This window comes from Clostridium ganghwense (assembly GCF_026735165.1).
In the GTDB taxonomy this organism is placed as follows: Bacteria; Bacillota; Clostridia; order Clostridiales; family Clostridiaceae; genus Clostridium_H; species Clostridium_H ganghwense.
Genome location: NZ_JAPQES010000006.1, coordinates 114174 through 135945 on the forward strand (window position 1 = coordinate 114174; position 21772 = coordinate 135945).

The window sequence follows — 21772 nt, forward strand, 5'->3', positions numbered from 1 at the left end:
AACCGCTCCTATTGATTTATTTTAATTCTTCTTTCTCTTCATCTTTCTTTAATAAAATAATTACAGTAATGGATGCAGTAAATAAAACACTTGCCTCAACAAAGGTATCAAAGGCACGATAATCCAAAATGATACCTGTTACAATATTAGTAGCACCAGTATCTTTAGTTGTATTTTCTATATAGTATTTAGCAACTTCATTATTTGCTGGATTGTTGATATCTCCAAATCTCGGCAATTCATTAACCCCTAAAAGCAAAATAGTAATTAAACTCATTGAAATTATAAATGCAATTAACTTCTTCATTTTTTTACTCCTTTAATTCTTTTTAATGTAATTATAAATAATAAGGTTGTAATTCCTGCTCCAACAGCTGCTTCTGTAATTGCTACATCAGGAGCATTTAGCTGTTGCCACAAAATAGCCATTATTAAGCTATATACCATAAATACAATAATTGCAGAAAGTAAATTTTTTATTGAAGAAACTGCAATAGCTGATCCTATCAAAAATAGAAGCATAATAATACTAAATACTTTCATTTTCACTGACACCATCCTTTAACTTTTCTTTCTTATCATTCTCATGTTTTACCTTTACTATCAGATGTGTAGCTGTTGGATTAGTAATCCATATAAATACTATAATAAGCAAAAGCTTTAAGCTAACTATATTTAACCCATTATAGATTATAAGAGCAGTTAAAGATAATATTGCTCCCAACGTATCGCATTTTGCCGCGCTATGTGCTCTTGTATAAATATCTGGGAATCTTAAAATTCCAACTGTTCCAACCATAAAGAAGAACAATCCGCCCATAAGGAAAATCCCCACAATAATCGTTTTCATTTAATTACCCCTCCTAAATTTTAACGAACTTTGATATAACAATAGATGCAATAAAGCTTATTAAAGCATAAACTAGTGCTACATCAATAAAATAAGTTTCATGTAATATAAAAGACACTATAAGAATTAAAACAATTGTTTTTGTTCCTACAACATTTATAGCCACCAATCTATCAGCTGCACTTGGTCCTTTAACAGCTCTAAACATACATAAGAAAATAGTTGCTGATAAAAACAAGATTGCAAAAGTTAATAATTTTATCATTATCTTATCCCTCTACTTTCAAAAGAATTTTTTCAAACTTGGAATCTAACAAGCCATCTATATACTCTTTGTCTAAACAATGAACAGTAAGCATGTTATTTTCCATAGAAACTGTAATGGTACCTGGCGTTAGAGTAATAGAATTTGCAAGCATTGTTCTACAAAATTCAGATTCTAATTTTGTTTGAAATGTTACTACATCAGGTGAAATATTTATGTTTGGACTTAATACAATCTTTGCAACATTGAAATTTGCTATAAATACTTCTTTTATTAATACCCATACATATTCAGTCCAATATCGCAACTTCTTAAAAAAATAACCTTGCTTATTATTTTTTAGAGATAAAAAGTTTTTATTTAAAAGAGCTACAGCTAAACATAAAATACTACCTATAATTATCGTTTCTATACTTTTGTTTTCACATAGTATTATCCAAAACACTATATACAATAAAATAACTTCATATATCATTTTAAATACCTCCTTTACTTGTTACACAAACCTTATTAAAGCAATATTCATGCCAATTTTAATATTTATTTTAGTTTTGCCCTTCAACCATTGATTTTACTTACATTCATTAATTATTTTATTATGTATAAAAAAAAAGAGATTGCATAATTTTTGCAATCACCCGACAAAGTGTTTCGATATGAAACGCTTTCTTTATTTTTCCTTAATATAAGTGTTTCATATTGACTCATGTGTTTCATTTTGATACATTTTCTTTCTTTTATACCTCTTCTATATTATATTTTTTCATTTTTCTGTACATTGTACTTCTTCCAATTCCTAGGATTTTAGCGGCCGCAGCAATGTTCCCATTCAATCCCTGGATAGTTTTTACAATTGTATTTTTTTCCACTTCTTCTAATGTAAGTAATTCATTTTTAAAATTAATATCGTCAATCATCTCTTTTGGTCTTATGTACCTTGGTAGATTTTTATGTGTTAAAACAGTATTATTTTCTGCTACATTTATTACTGTCTGCATAACATTCTGAAGTTCCCTAACATTTCCAGGCCAATTATAATTAATCATACCTTGATAAAACCTTTGACTTATACCTTTAATATTCTTCCCTGTATTTTTGCTGAATTTCTCTAAAAAATAGTCAATAAAAATCCTAATATCGTCTTTTCTTTCTCTTAAAGAAGGAGTATTTATAGTCATAACATTTATTCTATAAAATAAGTCACTTCTAAAATTGCCAATTTCAACTTCTCTACTTAAATCTTTATTGGTTGCAGCAATTACTCTAACATCAATAGGAATAACATCATGTCCTCCTACCCGTACTACCTTTCTATCTTCTAATACTCTAAGCAAGCTTACTTGAGCATCAAGCGGCATATCACCTATTTCATCCAAGAAAATAGTTCCTCCATCTGCCAGTTCAAATTTACCTGGATGTCCTCCTCTTTTAGCTCCTGTAAAAGCCCCTTCTATATAACCAAAAAGTTCACTCGAAACTAATTCTCTTGGTATAGCTCCACAATTTAAAAATACGAAAGGATAATCTCTTCTATCACTCTCATTATGAATGGATTGTGCAAACATCTCCTTACCAGTACCACTTTCTCCTTGCAAAAGTATCGTGGTATTAGACTTTGCAGAAATTGAAGCTAACTTTATAGCCTTCTTTATTGATTCACTGTTACCAAGTATATCATTAAAGGTAAATTTAGCATTTGCTCCAACAATCTTATTTATCATACTGTGAACCATTTTTACTTCTCTAAAAGTAATAACTACACCTTCTAATCTTTTATCAACTTTAATAGGGGTTACATTTGTGATACATGTTTTCTTCCTTCCTGTTCTTGTTTTAAAATAAATTTCCTCTTCCTCGTATTTTCTACAGTTACTTATTCCTCTGATAATTGAGGCGGTATTGTCAGAACTTAGAATATGTTTAAAATTTTTACCTATTACGTCCTTTTCTTTAAAAGATAATAGTTTTTTAGCAAATCTATTTATACTAACAATACAACCTTTATTATCAACTTTAATTATTCCCTCTGAAATAGATTCTGTAATTTCATAAAATCTTTCATTGGTAAGTTTAAGCTCTTTGTTTCTCTCTTCAAGTTTAATTTCTCTCTCAATAGCTTCAGCTGCAGCTATTACCATGCCTAGTGTATGAGGATGTACGAGCTCATAGTTACCTGTTATACTAAGCACACCTAGTATTTGCTCATTTTTATCTTTTATAGGACAAGCAGAAGAAGTTAACTTATGATGCTGCTGTATATAGTGTTCTCCCCCCAAAACCTGTATAGGCTTTCCAGTTATTAAAGCAATACCAATAGCATTAGTACCACTAGCCTCTTCTGTTACATTATATCCATCATATAAGCCTAGAGAACTGTACATATTAATAAGCTTTTCTTCACCAATGTGCGCTAAAACATATCCATCCCTATCTGTTAATCTAATAATAAAATCAGTATCCTTTACAAGTTTATAAAGACTATCCATAAAAGGTTTTGCCATATCTAATAAAGGAGCAAACTGTTTATATCTTTTATCTAATTCATGTTTTTCAAGTCTTACTGAAAATTCCTCAACAAAAGGATTTATTCCACACTCTTTACTACGTTTCCATGATTCATAAATAACATCACGAATACCTTGTTTATTGAGAATACCTTCTTTGACAAATAATTTCCACTTATTTATTATCTCTTCATTTTTGTTAAGCAACCTCTTAACAGTCAAACACACACCTCCCATTTACTCTTTGTATATTAGTGAATTATAACTTAATCTAATCGTGTTTTTCATTTTCAGAATTACTTTCTTCATCTTTAGATTTATACCAATCTTCAGGATCTTTTATTTCAAAAGGAAAAATATTGGCATTAAACTCTTTGCCTGAATCATCCATAGGATTTTTTACAATCACGCCAAATATAATAGCAAGTAAAATTCCTATTAATATATAAACTAAAAACCTCATAAATTCACCTTCTTATAAATTACTATTAATTTTACCTAGCTATAAATTCTCTAATGCACTAACTATATAATTATTTTATCATACTTTTTAATAAGCAATTAAACATTTTATAAAATAAATGTAAATCATTGTAAATACATCTATGCATAAATCTTTCTCTCTATATGATTTATATATAATAAAAAATACTCCTGCTTTTGCGGGAGTATTTTTCATATAATATCTTCGTTATGCTAAGTTATCCGTAGCAACATGATACTTTGGATCTTCAATTATATTAACTTCTACTATATCATTTGCATCTTTAATTAATTGATAACATTCAGGGCTTAAGTGCCTTAAATGAAGTTTTTTTCCTAAATTTTCATATTTATCTGTTAAAGAATTTATGCTTTCTATACCTGAATGATCAAAAACTCTTGCATACATAAAATCTATTACAACTTCTTCAGGATCATTTTTAATATCAAATGCCTCCGAAAAGTTTCGTACCGAACCAAAGAATACAGCTCCACGTACTTGATATATCTTAACTCCTTTTTCATCTACAAAAGGATTAACATCTATTCTCTTTCCTTTTTCCCAAGCAAATACAAGAGCAGATACAATTACCCCTACTCCTACTGCAATAGCTAAATCTGTAAATACTGTAACTAATGAAACTAATACTATAATGAAAGCATCGCTCTTAGGAATATTACGTATAATTCTGAAGCTTGCCCATTCAAAAGTTGCTATAACTACCATAAACATTACTCCAACTAATGCTGCTAAAGGTATTCTTTCAATAAGGTTTGAACCAAATAATATAAATCCTAATAAAAATAAAGATGCTGATATTCCTGATAATCTTCTACGTCCACCAGAATTAATATTTATCATACTCTGTCCAATCATAGCACAACCACCCATTCCACCAAATAAGCCTGTAACTATATTAGCAAATCCTTGTCCAACACACTCTTTATTACCTCTTCCTCTTGTTTCTGTAATTTCATCCACAAGTGTTAAAGTCATAAGTGATTCAATAAGCCCTACTGCAGCAAAAATCACAGAATAAGGTAAAATTATTTTTAATGTTTCTAAATCTATAGGAACTTTTGGTAAATGAAATTTAGGGAATCCTCCCCCAACATGAGCTATATCTCCCACCGTTCTTGTATCTATTCCTAAACCATTCACTAGTAAAGATATTACTAAAATTGCTACTAATGATGATGGTACTGCTTTTGTTAATTTAGGCAAGAAATAACTAATAGCCATAGTTAATAAAACTAACCCTAACATAATCCATAACTTTGAACCAGTCATCCACTGTAATGTTCCATCCTGCGTAGGTATTTTGAATTGATTTAATTGAGCTAAGAAAATAACAATAGCAAGCCCATTTACAAATCCTAGCATTACAGGATGAGGTATCAATCTTACAAATTTGCCTAATCTTAAAATTCCTACTAATATTTGAATAAGTCCCATTATAACTACCGCTGCAAATAAATATTCCACACCATGCTTAGCTACAAGTTCTACCATAACAACAGCTAATCCGCCTGTAGCTCCAGAAATCATTCCTGGTCTTCCTCCAAAAACAGCTGTTATAAATCCTACCATAAAAGCTGCATATAAACCTACTAATGGTTTAACCCCTGCTACCAAAGCAAAAGCTACTGCTTCTGGCACTAAAGCTAAAGCTACCGTAAGTCCCGACAGTACTTCATCTTTTACATTGATATTCCCATTACTTTCCTTGTTAAATATCATACACGACCTCCTATTACTTATAGTGTCACAGTGCATAATAATATCATGAAAAATATATAAAAGCTATTAAATTATCTAAGTAAACCTTTTCAATTTTTATGTTTATAAACCTTATTAATAAAAAAAGAACTGCCCTTATTTATGGTACAATTCTCCTTAATATTTATATTCTAATTATTGCTAAATACTTTTTTCTAAAATATTAATAATCTCCTGATAATTCTCTAACATAGGCAATTTACAAACATTATTTTCACCAATTTTCTTCTCCCCACTTATGCATCATTTGTAATATTGGCTTTACAGTATACCCCTTCTCTGTTATAGAATACTCTACCTTAGGGGGAATTTGATTATACTGTTTCCTATTTATTAATCCTTCTTGCTCTAATTCCTTAAGCTGTTGACTTAACATTTTATGTGTTATACCCGGCATAAGTTTTTTTAATTGATTATATCTCTGTGTCCCGTCTTCTCCTAGATGCCATAATATTACTGGTTTCCATTTTCCACCTATAACTGATAAAGTATACTCTATTGAACATTTTAATTTTCCTTTTTGATCTACCTGTATTTTATTTTTAGTCATATTCCTCCCCCTATACTTACCTTTCTCCTATACTTACCTTTTGGGTAGTATATTACCAAAAAGTGCATTCTTATATTATCAATTATACAATGCTATACTAAAGTGGTAAAATTAAAAAGATAGTAGTTTTATAGGAGGCTTGTTATGGATACAATAAAAGCAATTGCTGAAAGACGAAGTATTAGAAAATATACTTCAGAACCTGTATCTGATGAAACAATAAAAGAACTTTTAACAGCTGGAATGTATGCTCCATCTGCTGGCAACCAACAGCCATGGGATTTTATTGTTGTAAAAAGCAAAAAAATTTTATCAAAAGTTACTGAAGTTCATCCTTATTCTTATATGCTTAAAGAAGCCAGCGCTACAATTATTGTTTGTGGCAATTTAGAAAAAGAAAGGTTTAAAGACTTTTGGATTCAAGACTGTTCTGCTTCAACACAAAATATTCTATTAGCTGCTCATGCACTAGGTCTTGGTGCAGTTTGGCTTGGTGTTTATCCAGAAGCTGACCGTGTAAAAGGTATAAAAAAAATATTTAATTTACCAGAACACATTATTCCCCTTGCAATAATATCAATAGGTTATCCAGATGAAAAAAAATCAACGCCTGAAAGATATGATGAAACTAATGTTCATTATGAACAATGGTAATATATTATTCTTAATTTAAAGGAGGAAATATATAATGAAAAATACAAACGATTGCACAATCCTCAATAATGGAGTTAAAATGCCTTGGCTTGGGTTTGGTACGTTTAAGGTAGAAGATGGAAACAAAGTTGTAGATGCTGTTAAAAAAGCTTTAGAGATTGGTTATAGACATATTGATACAGCTGCAATTTATGGCAACGAAGCTGGTGTTGGTCAAGCACTAAAAGAAAGTGGAGTAAAAAGAGAAGACATATTTTTAGTAAGTAAAGTTTGGAATTCAGAACAAGGCTATGAATCAACTTTAAAAGCATTTAATGATTCATTAGCCAAACTTGAAACAGATTATTTGGATTTATATTTGATTCATTGGCCAAAAGAATTAACTAAAGAAACTTGGAAAGCATTAGAAAAACTATACAAAGAGGGTCGAGTAAAAGCTATAGGTGTATCTAACTTTAAAGTACACCATCTTGAAAAATTAATGAGAGATGCAGAAATTATGCCTATGGTTAATCAAGTGGAATTTCATCCTCAATTTCCTCAGACTGAATTAATAGACTTTTGTAAGAAAAACAATATTCAATTAACAGCATGGGGACCTTTGATGCAAGGTAAAATATTTGAACTTCCTATAATGAAAGAACTCTCACAAAAATACAATAAATCTATTGCACAAATAGCTTTAAGATGGGATCTACAAATGGAAGTTGTAACTATACCTAAATCAATAAAATCTGAAAGAATTAAAAGTAATTCAGAAATATTTGATTTTGAAATATCGAATGAAGATATGCAAAGAATTTCTGAATTAAATACAGGAGTAAGAATTGGTCCTGACCCTGATAATATAGATTTTTAGGTTAAAAACTTGAATTGGTCTGCAAATAAGCTAAATCTGTAAATGAGTTTGTATAAATTCACAAACTTATTTACAGATTTTTTATTTTAAAATACTATAACTTCTTACTTGATATAAAGAAATAATCTCTATCATTATATTTAATTCGGCATTACATGAACAATTTGTTGCAAGCGAACGTAGAATACCGTATCACTATCATACGTCTTCACAACAACATGATCAGGCTTTACATCTTCTAGTATACCCTGTATGTTTCCCCTAACTGTTTCAATAACTACTGATTGTCCTATGATCATCCTTAGTGCTTCTACAACATAAGGATCTATTAGTGTAACATATTTTATTGGCTGTCTACTTTGCATCATGGGCATTTGATATAACTGATAATTCATTCTCTCACTCCCAAATAATTTAATGTACTGTACTCTCATAATATTTACTATGTATAGATAAGGTTACATTTTAATATAAAAAGTTTATCTGATATACATACAAAACGTAGTTATAGAGAAACGGTGAACCGTATCATTACTAAGCGCATCAGACTGTTGACAAAATATATTTATCAAAGCCTCAGTAATCTTACATAAACGTAAGATTACTGTCACTTGAATCAATATGAGTTAAATTGGATACATGTTACTATAAAAAAGAAGTAAATATTAATCTATGCGGAGGAATTTTAATGAAAAAATATCTTTTATCTTTAATATCATTTATTGTGGGATTCGGTTGTTTCGTTACCTTTAGCATCATCGGATCTGAAGTCGCTCCAGATGGTACTCTTATAGAACCATTTTTTCTAATACCAATTGGTTACTTATTCATAGCTATTGGTATAATAACCAGCATAGTATCATTCTTTCGTAACTATAAAAAATCTAATAAATATAAAGACAATTAAATCTTAGATTTTTAGAACTAAATATACTTGTTTATTGATAAATTTAATAAAATAAGAAAAAGCAAAGACTTTATAATTAAAATCTTTGCTTTTTTAATGTCATTGATTATTTTTTGTACATTATCTCTTTAATATATTTGTTCTTTGAAATATTATAGAAAATAACTTGAATTACCATATACAATGCTATCATCAAAATTGTATTAATCATTATCTGATTATAGACAACTTGTGCTGATAGTACAATACTTATACAATATGTCCCCAAAAATCCTCCTATAAATACTGGAACAAAATATAGTATTTTTAACTCTTTACAAATTAGTTTTTTCAGTTCTTTATTTGTCATTCCTATCTTTGATATTTTTAATATTCTCTCTCTTTCTTCATCTACACTTGTTAAAATTTTATAATAAAGCACTACACCACTTGATATTAATATCAAAATACCTACAAAAAAGAATACAAAGAAAACTGTTCCATATTGTTGGATAGGGTCTACCTTCGCTTCTTCTACATATACTGGTCTTAAATCATTTATATACTCTTCAATAGGATCATCATAGTCTACATCTTCAATAGTTGTATTATTCCAATAACTATCATCTAATCCATTTTTACTTTTAAGTAAATCAATCAAAGCATTAAAATACATTTCCCTATTTTCACTTAAATTTATCTTATGATATACTTCTACCCTATCTGTCAATGTTAATTTTATCTTCTCATAATCACCATCATCTACAATGTAAGCATCACCACTATTATATGCAGAATTTATAAAATGCACAGCAAATGGTACGAATTGATAAGGGATAGCATTTGGTTTTAAGCTAAAATGCTTATAATCTTTTATAATATTATCAAAATTATCTCGAGGAATTACTGCAAATTCCACTGTTGCTTGTTGCATACGTTCATAAATTGCATCATCATGTGATGTTATAATTGATTCATAGAAATCATGTTTCATTCCTCTGAGTGATGAAGATGGGTTTACAATCTCCATAAATTCTCCTGGTAGTATATCAACCTTTGTGTTCATATGTTGATTATATATACTTTCGCTTACTATAGGCATATTAGTAGAATATATAGAAACTCTATCTTTACTAATAATTTCATATTCATCAACCGGTATATATTCAATAGTTTTGTAACTTTCTACATTTCCCCCAACTTGCTCAATTGCATTTTTCACTTCTTTTTCAGTTACATTATTATATTTCGTTGTTTGGACAAACATAATATCATCTATAAAGTTTTTCTCAAGAAGAGTTGGCATTGTAGCATATAGATTATATGAAAACTGTATCAAAAATATTGCTAATCCAATTAGTAATGATACTGTAAACAGCATACTTCTATAACTTAATAATTTATGGGATAAATTCGTCAAAAAAAGAATATTTTTATTATATATATTTGGATACCTTTTTAAAATATTTTTAACTGATTCAATAAAGTTACCAATTAATAAATACAATCCAACTACTATAATTACTGGACATATCCACTTTAAAGCTTGTGTTAAGATAGTTTCTTCAATTGAAAATTGTGATTTTAAAATCTGCAATATGACTAAAGAAGCAACCACCAAAACAAAACATATTATACCTGTATACTTTTTATGTTCTGTCACATCTTGTTTTATTGATGACTGAATAACGTCAATTACAGACATTTTAGAAATACTTATTTTACCTAGTAAAGTACTGAATAAAAATATTGCATTAAAAATTCCTATTGTAAGTAAAATACTTTGATAGTTTACTCCAAACACTAACCCTTCTATATTTAACACTTTTGAAAATACCATATAAAAAATTCTTGAAAATATAAGTCCGCTTAACAAACCTACTATTAAGGAACTACCTACAATAACTAAATTCTCGTAAAACACCATTTTTTTTAAGTTTTTTTGTGTCATTCCCAATGTCATATAGACACCAAACTCTTTTCCTCTATACTTAATAAATGCTATTACCGTGTAGGAAATAAAAGCAACTGAAAATATAACTAAACCTCCAAATCCAGCAAAAAAAACCTTTCTTGCCACCCGTGAAACCATAGACAACATTTCAGGTTCAAATAGTAGGTTGCTATACATAAAAAGAAGCATAACAGCAAAACTATTTACAAAAAAGAAAGAAATATATTTTTTAAAATTAAATTTTATATTTTTTATAACTATATGAGAGAATGTCACTTTAATCACACTCCCATCAAAATACTTTGCGTTTCTAGTATTTTATCAAAAAAAGCTTTTCTATCACCATTTGACACAATTTCCATTTCTAATTCTCCATCTCTAACAAATATAACTCTTTTGCAAAATGAAGCAGCAAACGCATCATGGGTTACCATAAGTACAGTACTGTTAAGTTTTTCATTCATTTTTGATATGGTCTGCATAATACTATTTGAGGATTTTGAATCTAAATTTCCTGTTGGCTCATCAGCTAAAATTACAGAAGGTTCATTTATTAATGCTCTTGCTGCTGCTGTGCGTTGTTTTTGCCCACCAGAAATATGAAATGGATATTTTTCGTTTAAATTCTGTATTTCAAAAAAATTCATTAGTTGCCTTACTTTCTTTTCTATTTTAGATGCCCTAACATTATCTAAAATAAGTGGTAAAGCAATATTTTCTTTAATCGTTAAACTATCAAGAAGATTAAAATCTTGAAATATATAGCCTATATTCTTTCTTCTAAAATAGCAAAGTTGTTCTTTATTCATGGAACAAATATCTTTTCCACCAATAACAGCTTCACCCGATGTAGCAGTATCTATTCCAGAAAGTATGTTTAATAAAGTAGTCTTACCACTTCCTGATGGTCCCATAATACCGATAAAATCACCTTTTTGAGCTGAAAAACTAATACCGTTAAGTGCAGTTACTTGTTTTGCATTTTTATAGGCATTATAAATTTTGACCAAATTTTTTACATTAACCACTTCCATAAATAAGTTCACCTCTCTCTTATTGATGAATCTATTATAAAATCCGTACTATTTTTTATAAATCGATTTCCCTTACACAACCTTACATTTTTGAAAGATTATTAATAAATTGTACAAGGTCGAATAAAAGTAATTATTACAGAAGTGCCTATGTTCTTTTGTGATTTTATTTCAACTCGATGCTTAAGACTCTCAGATATTTTTTTGACCATATATAACCCTATGCCTGTTGAATTATTATATTTTCTACCATTTTTCCCTGTAAAAAAAGGTTCAAAAACACGAGAAATATCTTCTTTATCAATACCTATACCCTCATCAGCTATTATAAGTGAAATACCATCTTCATTACTTTTTACAGTTACTCTAACAAACTTATTACTATTTTTGGATGAATATTTTATAGCATTACCTATAATTTGATCAATCATATAGCTGCACCACTTTAAATCAGTATGCACAGATAAATTTCTATCTAAGTCAACTTTAGGGAAAATTCCATGATATATAAAATCTCTTTTCTTAGAATTTATTACATTATAGACCATATCATATATATTGACTTCGTTTATGGCATAATCCTTTGAAAAATCGTCTAATCTAAGAAAATTGAGTCCTTGTTCTAAATTAGATTTTAACTTTTCATTTTCATCTTTTATATCCTTCAATACAGACTCCTTGGAATCTTGATTAAGCCCTTTTTCACAAGCTAAGTCAATAATTGTACTTGATGTTTTCATATTATGTATCCATTGCGAAAAAAACGATAATTTTTCCTTATATTTTTGTTCAATAGCATATAAATTCTTATTATATTCCTTATGCAAGTTACTAATTATACTAAATACTTTATTATTTGAAATATCTTCATAATCCGGACTATTTTGTGCTATATCAAGTTTATAACTGAATTCCTTATATGAAATAAACTCAATAAAAATATATATTAATAAAATTATACTACTAATGAAAAATGGGTATATTACATCTTTTGTACCTATTAATAAATAATAAAATACTAATATAAAAATAGTATTTATACAATATGTAATAAGACTCCTTTTGCATTTTTTTAGTACATCAATCAAAGTTTCTTTGAAAGACATATCCTACACCTCGTTTTGTAATAATAACATCATCTAATCCCAAATTGCTTAATTTCTTTTTTGTTCTAGTAATATTAACTGTTAATGTATTGTCATCTACAAAGCTTTCATTATCCCAAATTGTTTCTAAAAGCTCTTCTCTACTAATTACTTTTTCAGCATTTCTCATTAAAATATTTAAAAGAAGATATTCATTTTTTGTAAGTTCCATAACTTGTTCTCTGTATTTAAGTTTCATACTTTCTTCAAATAATATAAGATCACCAATATTTATTTCCTCTGATAAAGATGCTTGTATATTTCTGCGGAATATAGCATTTATCTTTGCAAAGAGAATCCCCATGCTGAAAGGCTTTGTAATATAATCATCTGCCCCAAGTTCAATTCCTCTTATTTGTTCGCTTTCCTCACTTCTTGCAGATAAAATTATAACTGGAACATTATACTTCTTTCTAATTAATCTCAAGTAATAAATACCATCAAATTTAGGAAGATTGATATCTAAAATAATTAGCTCTGGCTGCACACGTTGTATTGTACCCATGACATCATTAAAATCTTCAATTGCAAACATACTAAAATCATGAGCTGAAAAGTACTCAGTTATATATTCAATCAATTTTAAATCATCTTCAATAATCAATATTTTTTTCATACTCTTCCTTCTTCCTTTGTTTCTAAAATCTATTACTTTTTTGTTATGTTTTGACACTATAAATGATACCACAATTTAACATTATTATATAAAAAAATAAGAAGTATTGGTGATAATACTCCTTATATGATATTAACTTATTTAGTTTATGATATAATAAACTCCCTCTAAACTCTGTATTTTCAAAACTTACAACAAAAACCGCATATATAAATAGTTGTATTACATATTCTTATAATACTCCAACTCTAGTGCTCCTATAATCGTGTTAAATACTAATATCATACCTTTACTAATACGTCCTATATACAAAAATCAAAGGTGTACCTATTGCAACAACTTCATCTCCAACATTTATTACAACACCTAAACATATTGTAAATTCTTATGAAATTCCTAATTGATTACAAAATATTCAATCAATTCTTTGTTATATCTTTATCTTACTAATGTATAATAAAAAGCACAGATGTACTATCCTTTTTACTTGATTTTATTTACTTTAATTTTTCTTTATCGACTAAAATTTATTGATATTTTATTTTTTTGACCGTTATAAGTGAGAGCCTTCTTCAGTTTTGATTGAATTTAAAACTAAATTATTTATAGTTTTCATTTCTTCTTTTGTTAAATAACGCCATTTCCCAACTGGTAAATTATCTAAAGTTATGTTCATAATTCGTATTCGTTTAAGTTTTATAACATTATATCCTAAAAATTCACACATTCTTCTTATTTGTCTATTTAATCCCTGAGTTAAAATTATACTAAATACAAATTTACTTTCTTTTTTCAAAAAGCATTTCTGTGTTATCGTATCCAAAATAGGGATTCCATTTCCCATTTTTTGAATAAATTTAGATGTTATAGGTTTATCTACAGTAACAATATATTCTTTTTCATGATCATTGCCTGCACGTAGAATTTTATTGACAATATCTCCATCATTGGTTAAAAATATAAGTCCTTCTGAAGGTTTATCTAGTCGACCAATAGGGAAAATTCTCTTCGGATAATTGATAAAGTCTACGATATTATCTTTAACTTTATGTTCAGTAGTACAGGTAATACCTACAGGTTTATTAAAAGCTATATAAATAGATTTTTCTTTAGATCTTAAAGGCTTTCCATCGACTTTAATCTGATCTTTTGAAGTAACTTTAGTTCCCATTTCTGATTTTACACCATTTACTGTAACTCTACCCTGTTGGATAAGTTTATCTGCTTCTCTTCTAGAACAGATTCCTGTTCCACTTATGAATTTATTTAACCTTATTTGTTCAGTATTATTTTGAGAATGTTCTACATTCTTATTTTTGCTAAAGTTGTTCTTCTTTTTCATTCTACACCTTCCCTTAGTACTATAATGAACATTTTTCATTACTTATAAATATTTCTTATTTATCAAAACCTCACTTACTTGTGGTACGGTTCACCATTAATTATTCTATAGCTTCTGTAAATTTGCTCTAATAACATTACTCTAAAAAGCTGATGTGGAAAAGTCATTTTAGAAAAACAAAGCTTATAGTTTGCTCGTTTTAACACTTCATCTGATAAACCTAATGAACCACCTATTAGAAATACTATATTGCTGTTACCTCTAACCCCTAAATCACTTATCATATCAGCCATTTCTTCTGATGATATCATCTTTCCTTTTAAATCTAATGCTATTACATATTCATTATCCTTAATGTTATTTAGAATTCTTTGACCTTCTTTTTGTTTTATTTGAAGTTCTTCCTTTTCCGATGCATTATCTGGTGTCTTTTCGTCGCTAAGTTCAACTATACTAAGTTTGCAATATCTACTTAATCTTTTGCTATATTCTTGTATCGCAGATTTTAAATATTTTTCTTTTAATTTTCCTACAGAAACAACCTTTATATTCATATATTCCAAATCCTTTCTTAGAATACTACTTTAAAATCCTTTCAATTTCTTTTATTATTTTTCTTTTTTCATTTATGATCTCATATAACGTTTTATAAGTTTTAGTTTCAGAATCGCCTTCACTTTTTATTAACCTTCCCTGAATATCTATATAAAGTGCTAAAATATTCTTATCCAAATCAAGTGTACACTTCAAAACTTTATCTATAGTATTGATATCATCACATCTAACTTTGTTGGCAAATCCATGTACTAAAAATGAGATTTTATCATATGTTGCAAAATTCACTTTTTCTAATTCCTTATTACTTAATTCTCTTTTTAAATCTTCATAGTACTTTAGCTCTCTATTAATGCTTTTAATCAAAACTTTATCTATTAATTGAAATTTCTCTTTATCTTCACCCTTATAATCAATATTTAAATATACTTCTATTCTTTTAGAAGATATCATAATTACTTTATCCAATATGTCCAATATATTATATTCCATAAATCTCCCTCCAAACTCTAATTGTAATAATATATATTGTCATATTTCATTACAGTTACTTTTTAATATAAATAAATCACTTTAAAACTATCCTAAATAAAAATTGCGACATTACATTAATAATGTCGCAATTTTTATTATGCGTTTTTACCGCAGCACTTTTTATATTTCTTCCCGCTTCCGCATGGACATGGATCATTTCTTCCAACTTTATTTTCTTTAACTATAGTTTTAGATGCTCTCCAAGCTTTTGTTATTTCTTTTCTCTTTTCTTCTGAGAATATTCCTTCCCATTGTGAAAGATTATATAAATACTCTGCTTTTGCATCTACCATATTAAAATATAACTTTTCAAAATCTATGTTTAATTCGATTTCTGTATCAGCTTCAGTGTTTTCTATATCCATTGGTTCTACAAGACTTTCATTAACTCCATCTAAAAATCCCATGAAAAAGTTTATAGGAGTATCAAATTCTTTAGCTATATCTTCTACTTTACCTTTAACAACTTCTTTGTGATTAGCTAATATTTTAGTATATATTTTCTTTTCCATTTCGCCATATTCTTTCCAAAATGCCGCTTCACCTTTTTGCTTCACATACTCAATAACCATATCTGTCCAATCTTTATACAAACTCATCCTTCATTCTCCTTCTGTAAATTATATTAGACTATAATCTCATAATATTATAATAAACATTTACTCTTTTTTCAATGTTACATTTTTTACAATTTGTGAAATCTAATATAATTATTTCTTTTCTATTTTTATGGAATCAATATCATCTTCACCAAAAGGCTTAGATATATCAAAATTACCACCTAAAGACTCTACATTTTTATTATCAATTAAAATCTTAACCTTATCAACAGATTGTAACTCTGATAAAGATAAAACTATACTTTGCAGACAAGCTTTTTCCCTTGCTGGAGTCATTGGATACTTAACATTTGAACTTAAATTAACATAAGCAATATTATCCTTAATTGAAAAACTTAAAATCCTTGTATGTTTTGGGAATATAGGTTTTGCCTCACTTTTAACAGAAGGTCCTTTTATAAGCTCCTGCATTATAACTTCACCTATTAATTCATCTTTTTGTATTATTCTTTCTTCTTTAGCTACCTCTGCATTATTCTCATCTCTAGACACATCAAAATACACATTCAAATTAAAACAAGTTTCATCTGAATTGGTTAATTTCAATGTTTTTATTTTCTTATTAGTATCTTCATTTGCCATATTTTCATTTCCACACCCTATAAGAGTGGCTAAACTTAACATTATAAGTATGACTAGAAAAACTCTATATATTTTTCTCATACATCTCCCCCTAAAACTCAATATAGTTACTAGGCATGTCTCTTTTGGCCATATGGATACTTACGTCATCACCTAATTTTACTCCATTTTCTCTTAATACACCAACCACTGTTTCATACGCAAGTTCTGGGTAATTATTCGTTTTACTTAAATGTCCTAAAATAACAGTTTTTGTATTATGTTTCATCATACTCATTATAGCTTCACCACAAGCATCATTTGATAAATGTCCAATATCACTTAGTATTCTTCTTTTTAAGGGATATGGATATGGTCCAAATTTAAGCATTTCTACGTCATGATTACTTTCTAACAATACCACATCTGAATTTTTAACAGCATTTTCTACTTCTTTTGAAAAATGCCCTAAATCAGTAGCTACACTAACTTTTTTATTATCACAACATACTGTATATCCTACTGGATCAGCAGCATCATGAGGTATGCTGTAGCTACATATGTTCATATCTTTTATGTTTATACTTTCTTTATCTATTATTTTTATGTTTTCTTCTTTGATTTTGCCAATGTTCTTAGCCATACCTTGCCAAGTTAATCCCTTCGCATATATAGGTATATTATATCTTCTTGACATTACACCTACACCTTTAACATGATCAATATGCTCATGAGTAACAAAAATTCCATCTATGTCCTTAGGATCTTTCTCTATATCCTTTAATGCTTTTTCAATACTTTTCCCTGGTAATCCAGCATCAATTAAAACATTTCCATGTCCTGAGGAAATAAATATGCTATTTCCACTACTTCCACTATATAAAGGGCAAAATATCATTATAATATTCTCCAATCTTTAAAGTTTTCTCTTATAGAAATTAGCACATGACAATAAAATATGTACGATGTTGTATTTTATATTATACTAATCTATTTTCACTCTCTTTATCTTTGCTCCTAAGTTATTAAATTTTTCTTCTATATGTGGATAACCTCTATCTATATGTTCAATACTAGATATTTCAGTTATTCCTTTTGCAATCATTCCTGCAATAACCATTGCTGCTCCAGCTCTTAAATCTGTAGCTACTACTTTAGCTCCACTAAGATTTTCTATGCCTTCAATGATAGCTAAATTATTTTCAACTTTTATATTAGCTCCCATTTTTTTCAATTCATCTACGTGCTTATATCTGCTTTCCCATATACTTTCATTAACTATACTTCTACCCTTTGATATGCTTAAAAGGGTTGTCATAGGTTGCTGAATATCTGTTGGAAATCCTGGATAAGGAAGAGTTTTTACATTTACTCCTTTCAAATCTCTCGAACTTTCAACAGTTATACTATCACCGTTTTCTGTTATTTTGACTCCCATTTCAATAAGCTTTGCTGAAATTGACTCTAAGTGCTTTGGTATTACATTATTAACATTGACCTTCCCACCACAAGCAGCAGCAGCCATCATATATGTGCCGGCTTCTATTTGGTCTGGTATTACACTATAATTGCATCCTTTTAGTTCTTTAACACCATTAATCTTAATTTCATCAGTTCCTGCACCTTTAATATCAGCACCCATAGAATTTAAAAAGTTAGCTACATCTACAATATGAGGCTCTTTTGCTGGGTTCTCAAGTATTGTTTTACCTTCTGCAAAAGTAGCTGCTAGCATAACATTTATAGTTGCACCAACACTAACTACATCAAAATATATATTAGTACCAACTAATTTTTCTGCTTCTGCAACTACAGCTCCATGTTCAATTTTCACCTTTGCACCCAATGCCTCAAATCCTTTTATGTGTTGATCTATAGGTCTTACCCCTATAGAACATCCTCCTGGCATCTCAACTCTAGCCTTTTTAAATCTTCCAAGTAATGCACCTATTAAATAATAAGATGCTCTCATTTTTCTAACATCTTCTGTATTGGCGTCCCAACTATCTATACATGTACTATCTATTGTAACAGTGTTGTTATTTCTATTTACTTTTGCTCCTAAACTTTCAATAATTCTTTCAATACATTTTGTATCACTAATATCAGGGATATTATCTATAACACAGCTTCCTTTCCCTGCCATTATAGCTGCTGGTAAAATAGCTACTGCTGCATTCTTAGCTCCGCTAATCTCAATATCGCCGTTAAGAGGATATCCTCCATCAATAATGAGTTTTTCCATACAATTATCCATCCTTACTATATATTATTTTAATCTATATTTAAACATTTTATAATTCGCTATATAATTTCACAAATTTAATTATAACATAATCATTGGTGTTTTTAATACTTATTTTTGTGTATTTATAGTATGTTTTTTTTGGATATACTATCATATGGATATTAATTCCTTATTAACTTTAAATTAATTAAAAAATATAGAGCCCTATGTAAAAACACAAGGCCCTATTTTATCCAATTTTTCTATTTCTTTTGGAAACTTCCACAATCAGTGCATTCAACTGTATCTGCAGCAATTGTGTGTTTTACAACATTAATCCTTTCTAAAGTACAAAAATTTTTATTATTGTCATGAAATTTACATTCACATACTGTGCAACCTATACTATTATTACGATTCATAAACATTCACTCCTAAAAAATTTTTATTAAATGTTTCATATTTATTATTAGTTTTGAATAGAATTTTATTCAAAACTAATAATATTAAAATAAGGTATTCTCCTTAATAAATAGCATTTATGTATTTAAAAAATGTACAATTTTTATAAATATGATATAATATCAATAAAAATTATTATCTCGGGGGATTAATATGAAATACCATTTAGTTGCATTATTTGATGATAAATCAAATGACTTTATTACGTCAACTCAGCAAAAATTATGTAAAAAATACAAACTTTACAAAACTAATCAAAAGTTTCATATACCTATACAAACAATAATAAATCCTGATATGGATAAATTTAATAAAATAGTTTTGGACACCTTAGCTCCATACAAAAAATTCAAAGTACAAGTTAGTCCTAATCTATATTTAGATAAATCTTCAAAAACTCTTAATTTAAAAGTTCAAAATAAAGGTTATATAATAAGAATTGCAAGAAATATTACGGATACACTCTCTTTGAGTGGCTTTACACTAAAAAACGATTATGAAAAGAATCTTCAAATTTACATAGCAAATTCAAACTATACTATACGTAAATCCCTAAGTAATGAATCAACTATAGCTTTAACAACTAAAACCGAAAATTCAGATTATAATTTTGCTAAAATAAATAGACTTGAACTTTGGAAACCAATTAATAATAAAAAAGAAATTTTAATTAAATCATATCCATTAAGAGAATATTAGTTTATTACATAAATCAGTAACAAAAAATCAGTTTAAAATTTTTTGTTACTGATTTATTTTTTTAACAAAATTTTAATGTAAACGATTTGCTAATCTTTTAATATTTCTGAAAATAATATAGAATATATTTGTACCTTATACTTATACTTGTTTTAAGAAAGGCGGAATTATTAAATGAATCTTAGTAAACTATTCCAACTACAACAAACTTTAGATAAAAGAATTATTAATGAACATGATTTACATGATAAATCATTGTTTTCTAAAAAAGTTCTAGCTCTTCAGGTAGAAGTCAGCGAACTTGCTAATGAAACTCGCTGTTTCAAGTTCTGGAGTAATAAAGGTCCTTCTAACAGGGATACAATTTTAGAAGAATATGTAGATTGTCTTCATTTCATATTAAGTTTAGGTCTTGAAAAAAATTATCAAGATATACAACTTTCTTTCAGAGATGACTACAATGACTTAAATGATTTAACAGAAACATTTATTAATGTATATATAGACATCAATGATTTCGTTGTCTGTACATCTAAAGACAACTATAAGACTTTATTTGAAGATTTTTTATGCTTAGGGAAAAGTCTAGGTTTTACTGCCAAAGACATAGAAAATGCATATTTACAAAAAAATAATGTTAATCATAAAAGACAAGATATAGGATACTAGTATTACTAATATATTTTTTTAATCTTCCAAAATAATATTATCTAAATTTTAGGGCAAAATATTTTGGGAAGGTGATTTTATGTTTGGACTAATTTCTTCTATTATTGCTGGTATCGCTATGAGTCTTCAGGGAGTTTTTAATACTAGACTAGGCGAAAAAATAGGACTTTGGGAAACTAACGTATTAGTTCAAGGAACTGGATTTGCTTTAACCTTGATTATATTATTATTAGCTGGTAATGGTAACTTTAAAAATCTAAGTTCTACAAACAAATTGTATCTTCTTGGAGGTCCTTTAGGTGTTGTAATTATTTTTACTGTAATGAACGGAATAGCAAATTTAGGTGCGACTTATGCTATATCCATAATATTAGTATCTCAGCTTTTAGGTGCTGGTTTAATTGATGCCTTTGGATTATTTGACTCTAAGAAACTACACTTTGGTTCCAATGAAATATTGGGTATTGTTATCATGATAGTCGGAATCATAATTTTTAAGTGGAAAAGATAAAAAGAACCAGTA

At 28.2% G+C, this 21772-nt stretch carries 28 protein-coding genes; 6 read left to right on the forward strand and 22 right to left on the reverse strand.

What is annotated here, in order from left to right:
• Positions 1-16: 16 nt before the first annotated feature.
• The 9 genes from mbhE to OXH55_RS15665 form a co-directional block, all read right to left on the reverse strand.
• Complete coding sequence (gene mbhE / locus OXH55_RS15625; RefSeq protein WP_268050968.1) at positions 17-307, reverse strand: hydrogen gas-evolving membrane-bound hydrogenase subunit E; 291 nt, start codon at positions 305-307, stop codon at positions 17-19.
• Positions 304-543 (reverse strand): hydrogenase subunit MbhD domain-containing protein, encoded by a 240-nt coding sequence (locus OXH55_RS15630; RefSeq protein ID WP_268051229.1) that lies wholly within the window; start codon positions 541-543, stop codon positions 304-306. The genes mbhE and OXH55_RS15630 overlap by 4 nt, the downstream gene beginning before the upstream one ends.
• Positions 530-850, reverse strand: coding sequence for a monovalent cation/H(+) antiporter subunit G (gene mnhG, locus OXH55_RS15635; protein WP_268050970.1), 321 nt, complete (start codon positions 848-850; stop codon positions 530-532). Before mnhG ends, OXH55_RS15630 begins: the two co-directional genes overlap by 14 nt.
• 13 nt (positions 851-863) lie before the next feature.
• Complete coding sequence (locus OXH55_RS15640) at positions 864-1115, reverse strand: MrpF/PhaF family protein (protein WP_268050971.1); 252 nt, start codon at positions 1113-1115, stop codon at positions 864-866.
• A gap of 4 nt (positions 1116-1119) precedes the next feature.
• Positions 1120-1590, reverse strand: a complete 471-nt coding sequence (locus OXH55_RS15645) for a Na+/H+ antiporter subunit E (protein WP_268050972.1) — start codon at positions 1588-1590, stop codon at positions 1120-1122.
• 262 nt (positions 1591-1852) lie between these two features.
• Entirely contained in the window at positions 1853-3841 is a 1989-nt protein-coding gene (locus OXH55_RS15650; protein WP_268050973.1) for a sigma-54-dependent Fis family transcriptional regulator, read from the reverse strand.
• Between the two features lie 49 nt (positions 3842-3890).
• Positions 3891-4082, reverse strand: a complete 192-nt coding sequence (locus OXH55_RS15655; protein WP_268050975.1) for a hypothetical protein — start codon at positions 4080-4082, stop codon at positions 3891-3893.
• Between the two features lie 228 nt (positions 4083-4310).
• Positions 4311-5843, reverse strand: a complete 1533-nt coding sequence (locus OXH55_RS15660; protein WP_268050977.1) for a SulP family inorganic anion transporter — start codon at positions 5841-5843, stop codon at positions 4311-4313.
• A gap of 253 nt (positions 5844-6096) precedes the next feature.
• On the reverse strand, positions 6097-6432 hold the full coding sequence (locus OXH55_RS15665) for a winged helix-turn-helix transcriptional regulator (RefSeq protein WP_268050978.1): 336 nt from the start codon (positions 6430-6432) through the stop codon (positions 6097-6099).
• 153 nt (positions 6433-6585) lie between these two features.
• On the opposite strand from OXH55_RS15665, the gene OXH55_RS15670 reads away from it, so the two are divergent.
• Both OXH55_RS15670 and OXH55_RS15675 read left to right on the forward strand, forming a co-directional pair.
• Complete coding sequence (locus OXH55_RS15670) at positions 6586-7086, forward strand: nitroreductase family protein (protein WP_268051230.1); 501 nt, start codon at positions 6586-6588, stop codon at positions 7084-7086.
• Between the two features lie 34 nt (positions 7087-7120).
• Positions 7121-7945 (forward strand): aldo/keto reductase, encoded by an 825-nt coding sequence (locus OXH55_RS15675; protein WP_268050979.1) that lies wholly within the window; start codon positions 7121-7123, stop codon positions 7943-7945.
• 140 nt (positions 7946-8085) lie between these two features.
• On the opposite strand, the gene OXH55_RS15680 is transcribed toward OXH55_RS15675, so the two are convergent.
• A complete protein-coding gene (locus OXH55_RS15680) occupies positions 8086-8313 on the reverse strand; it encodes a DUF2642 domain-containing protein (RefSeq protein WP_268050980.1) in 228 nt (75 codons plus the stop codon).
• Positions 8314-8633: 320 nt separating this feature from the next.
• On the opposite strand from OXH55_RS15680, the gene OXH55_RS15685 reads away from it, so the two are divergent.
• The gene (locus tag OXH55_RS15685) at positions 8634-8852 is read left to right on the forward strand and encodes a DUF3955 domain-containing protein (RefSeq protein ID WP_268050981.1); all 219 of its coding nucleotides are present in this window, start codon (positions 8634-8636) and stop codon (positions 8850-8852) included.
• A gap of 106 nt (positions 8853-8958) precedes the next feature.
• Here the strand turns inward: OXH55_RS15685 and OXH55_RS15690 are convergent, their stop codons facing one another.
• From OXH55_RS15690 to OXH55_RS15745, 12 genes are all read right to left on the reverse strand, one after another.
• The gene (locus tag OXH55_RS15690; RefSeq protein ID WP_268050982.1) at positions 8959-11061 is read right to left on the reverse strand and encodes an FtsX-like permease family protein; all 2103 of its coding nucleotides are present in this window, start codon (positions 11059-11061) and stop codon (positions 8959-8961) included.
• A gap of 5 nt (positions 11062-11066) precedes the next feature.
• Entirely contained in the window at positions 11067-11819 is a 753-nt protein-coding gene (locus OXH55_RS15695) for an ABC transporter ATP-binding protein (protein WP_268050984.1), read from the reverse strand.
• Between the two features lie 101 nt (positions 11820-11920).
• The gene (locus OXH55_RS15700; protein ID WP_268050985.1) at positions 11921-12925 is read right to left on the reverse strand and encodes a sensor histidine kinase; all 1005 of its coding nucleotides are present in this window, start codon (positions 12923-12925) and stop codon (positions 11921-11923) included.
• Complete coding sequence (locus OXH55_RS15705; RefSeq protein WP_268050986.1) at positions 12900-13580, reverse strand: response regulator transcription factor; 681 nt, start codon at positions 13578-13580, stop codon at positions 12900-12902. Before OXH55_RS15705 ends, OXH55_RS15700 begins: the two co-directional genes overlap by 26 nt.
• Positions 13581-14133: 553 nt before the next feature.
• Positions 14134-14922 carry a 23S rRNA pseudouridine(2604) synthase RluF gene (rluF, locus tag OXH55_RS15710; RefSeq protein WP_268050987.1) on the reverse strand — a complete coding sequence of 263 codons (789 nt, stop codon included), beginning with the start codon at positions 14920-14922 and terminating at the stop codon, positions 14134-14136.
• Between the two features lie 74 nt (positions 14923-14996).
• On the reverse strand, positions 14997-15476 hold the full coding sequence (gene rlmH, locus OXH55_RS15715; RefSeq protein ID WP_268050989.1) for a 23S rRNA (pseudouridine(1915)-N(3))-methyltransferase RlmH: 480 nt from the start codon (positions 15474-15476) through the stop codon (positions 14997-14999).
• Between the two features lie 25 nt (positions 15477-15501).
• Positions 15502-15969: a hypothetical protein gene (locus OXH55_RS15720; protein WP_268050990.1), complete on the reverse strand. Its 468-nt coding sequence runs from the start codon at positions 15967-15969 to the stop codon at positions 15502-15504.
• Between the two features lie 137 nt (positions 15970-16106).
• Entirely contained in the window at positions 16107-16610 is a 504-nt protein-coding gene (locus tag OXH55_RS15725; protein WP_268050992.1) for an SEC-C metal-binding domain-containing protein, read from the reverse strand.
• A gap of 111 nt (positions 16611-16721) precedes the next feature.
• Positions 16722-17294: a GerMN domain-containing protein gene (locus OXH55_RS15730; protein WP_268050993.1), complete on the reverse strand. Its 573-nt coding sequence runs from the start codon at positions 17292-17294 to the stop codon at positions 16722-16724.
• A 10-nt stretch (positions 17295-17304) separates the two neighbouring features.
• Positions 17305-18090, reverse strand: coding sequence for an MBL fold metallo-hydrolase (locus OXH55_RS15735; protein ID WP_268050994.1), 786 nt, complete (start codon positions 18088-18090; stop codon positions 17305-17307).
• A gap of 87 nt (positions 18091-18177) precedes the next feature.
• Positions 18178-19437, reverse strand: a complete 1260-nt coding sequence (locus OXH55_RS15740) for a UDP-N-acetylglucosamine 1-carboxyvinyltransferase (protein WP_268050995.1) — start codon at positions 19435-19437, stop codon at positions 18178-18180.
• A 245-nt stretch (positions 19438-19682) separates the two neighbouring features.
• Positions 19683-19841 (reverse strand): DUF1540 domain-containing protein, encoded by a 159-nt coding sequence (locus OXH55_RS15745; RefSeq protein ID WP_268050996.1) that lies wholly within the window; start codon positions 19839-19841, stop codon positions 19683-19685.
• A gap of 193 nt (positions 19842-20034) precedes the next feature.
• Between OXH55_RS15745 and OXH55_RS15750 the strand changes: the two genes are divergently transcribed.
• The 3 genes from OXH55_RS15750 to OXH55_RS15760 all read left to right on the forward strand — a co-directional run bounded on the left by OXH55_RS15750 (position 20035) and on the right by OXH55_RS15760 (position 21760).
• Complete coding sequence (locus OXH55_RS15750; RefSeq protein ID WP_268050997.1) at positions 20035-20580, forward strand: 2'-5' RNA ligase; 546 nt, start codon at positions 20035-20037, stop codon at positions 20578-20580.
• A 174-nt stretch (positions 20581-20754) separates the two neighbouring features.
• On the forward strand, positions 20755-21249 hold the full coding sequence (locus OXH55_RS15755) for a dUTP diphosphatase (RefSeq protein ID WP_268050998.1): 495 nt from the start codon (positions 20755-20757) through the stop codon (positions 21247-21249).
• A gap of 79 nt (positions 21250-21328) precedes the next feature.
• Positions 21329-21760: a DMT family transporter gene (locus OXH55_RS15760; RefSeq protein WP_268051000.1), complete on the forward strand. Its 432-nt coding sequence runs from the start codon at positions 21329-21331 to the stop codon at positions 21758-21760.
• Positions 21761-21772: the final 12 nt, after the last annotated feature.

Excerpts from the sequence above, each read along its gene's own strand:
- rluF (WP_268050987.1), bottom strand. The coding sequence starts at position 14,922 with ATGAAAAAGAAGAACAACTTTAGCAAAAATAAGAATGTAGAACATTCT.
- OXH55_RS15630 (WP_268051229.1), bottom strand. The coding sequence starts at position 543 with ATGAAAGTATTTAGTATTATTATGCTTCTATTTTTGATAGGATCAGCT.
- OXH55_RS15730 (WP_268050993.1), bottom strand. The coding sequence starts at position 17,294 with ATGAGAAAAATATATAGAGTTTTTCTAGTCATACTTATAATGTTAAGT.
- OXH55_RS15740 (WP_268050995.1), bottom strand. The coding sequence starts at position 19,437 with ATGGAAAAACTCATTATTGATGGAGGATATCCTCTTAACGGCGATATT.
- OXH55_RS15720 (WP_268050990.1), bottom strand. The coding sequence starts at position 15,969 with ATGGAATATAATATATTGGACATATTGGATAAAGTAATTATGATATCT.
- rlmH (WP_268050989.1), bottom strand. The coding sequence starts at position 15,476 with ATGAATATAAAGGTTGTTTCTGTAGGAAAATTAAAAGAAAAATATTTA.
- mnhG (WP_268050970.1), bottom strand. The coding sequence starts at position 850 with ATGAAAACGATTATTGTGGGGATTTTCCTTATGGGCGGATTGTTCTTC.
- OXH55_RS15675 (WP_268050979.1), top strand. The coding sequence starts at position 7,121 with ATGAAAAATACAAACGATTGCACAATCCTCAATAATGGAGTTAAAATG.
- OXH55_RS15685 (WP_268050981.1), top strand. The coding sequence starts at position 8,634 with ATGAAAAAATATCTTTTATCTTTAATATCATTTATTGTGGGATTCGGT.
- OXH55_RS15750 (WP_268050997.1), top strand. The coding sequence starts at position 20,035 with ATGAAATACCATTTAGTTGCATTATTTGATGATAAATCAAATGACTTT.
- OXH55_RS15755 (WP_268050998.1), top strand. The coding sequence starts at position 20,755 with ATGAATCTTAGTAAACTATTCCAACTACAACAAACTTTAGATAAAAGA.
- OXH55_RS15640 (WP_268050971.1), bottom strand. The coding sequence starts at position 1,115 with ATGATAAAATTATTAACTTTTGCAATCTTGTTTTTATCAGCAACTATT.
- OXH55_RS15680 (WP_268050980.1), bottom strand. The coding sequence starts at position 8,313 with ATGATGCAAAGTAGACAGCCAATAAAATATGTTACACTAATAGATCCT.
- OXH55_RS15660 (WP_268050977.1), bottom strand. The coding sequence starts at position 5,843 with ATGATATTTAACAAGGAAAGTAATGGGAATATCAATGTAAAAGATGAA.
- OXH55_RS15705 (WP_268050986.1), bottom strand. The coding sequence starts at position 13,580 with ATGAAAAAAATATTGATTATTGAAGATGATTTAAAATTGATTGAATAT.
- OXH55_RS15760 (WP_268051000.1), top strand. The coding sequence starts at position 21,329 with ATGTTTGGACTAATTTCTTCTATTATTGCTGGTATCGCTATGAGTCTT.
- OXH55_RS15645 (WP_268050972.1), bottom strand. The coding sequence starts at position 1,590 with ATGATATATGAAGTTATTTTATTGTATATAGTGTTTTGGATAATACTA.
- OXH55_RS15655 (WP_268050975.1), bottom strand. The coding sequence starts at position 4,082 with ATGAGGTTTTTAGTTTATATATTAATAGGAATTTTACTTGCTATTATA.
- OXH55_RS15725 (WP_268050992.1), bottom strand. The coding sequence starts at position 16,610 with ATGAGTTTGTATAAAGATTGGACAGATATGGTTATTGAGTATGTGAAG.
- OXH55_RS15700 (WP_268050985.1), bottom strand. The coding sequence starts at position 12,925 with ATGTCTTTCAAAGAAACTTTGATTGATGTACTAAAAAAATGCAAAAGG.
- mbhE (WP_268050968.1), bottom strand. The coding sequence starts at position 307 with ATGAAGAAGTTAATTGCATTTATAATTTCAATGAGTTTAATTACTATT.
- OXH55_RS15695 (WP_268050984.1), bottom strand. The coding sequence starts at position 11,819 with ATGGAAGTGGTTAATGTAAAAAATTTGGTCAAAATTTATAATGCCTAT.
- OXH55_RS15745 (WP_268050996.1), bottom strand. The coding sequence starts at position 19,841 with ATGAATCGTAATAATAGTATAGGTTGCACAGTATGTGAATGTAAATTT.
- OXH55_RS15665 (WP_268050978.1), bottom strand. The coding sequence starts at position 6,432 with ATGACTAAAAATAAAATACAGGTAGATCAAAAAGGAAAATTAAAATGT.
- OXH55_RS15735 (WP_268050994.1), bottom strand. The coding sequence starts at position 18,090 with ATGATATTTTGCCCTTTATATAGTGGAAGTAGTGGAAATAGCATATTT.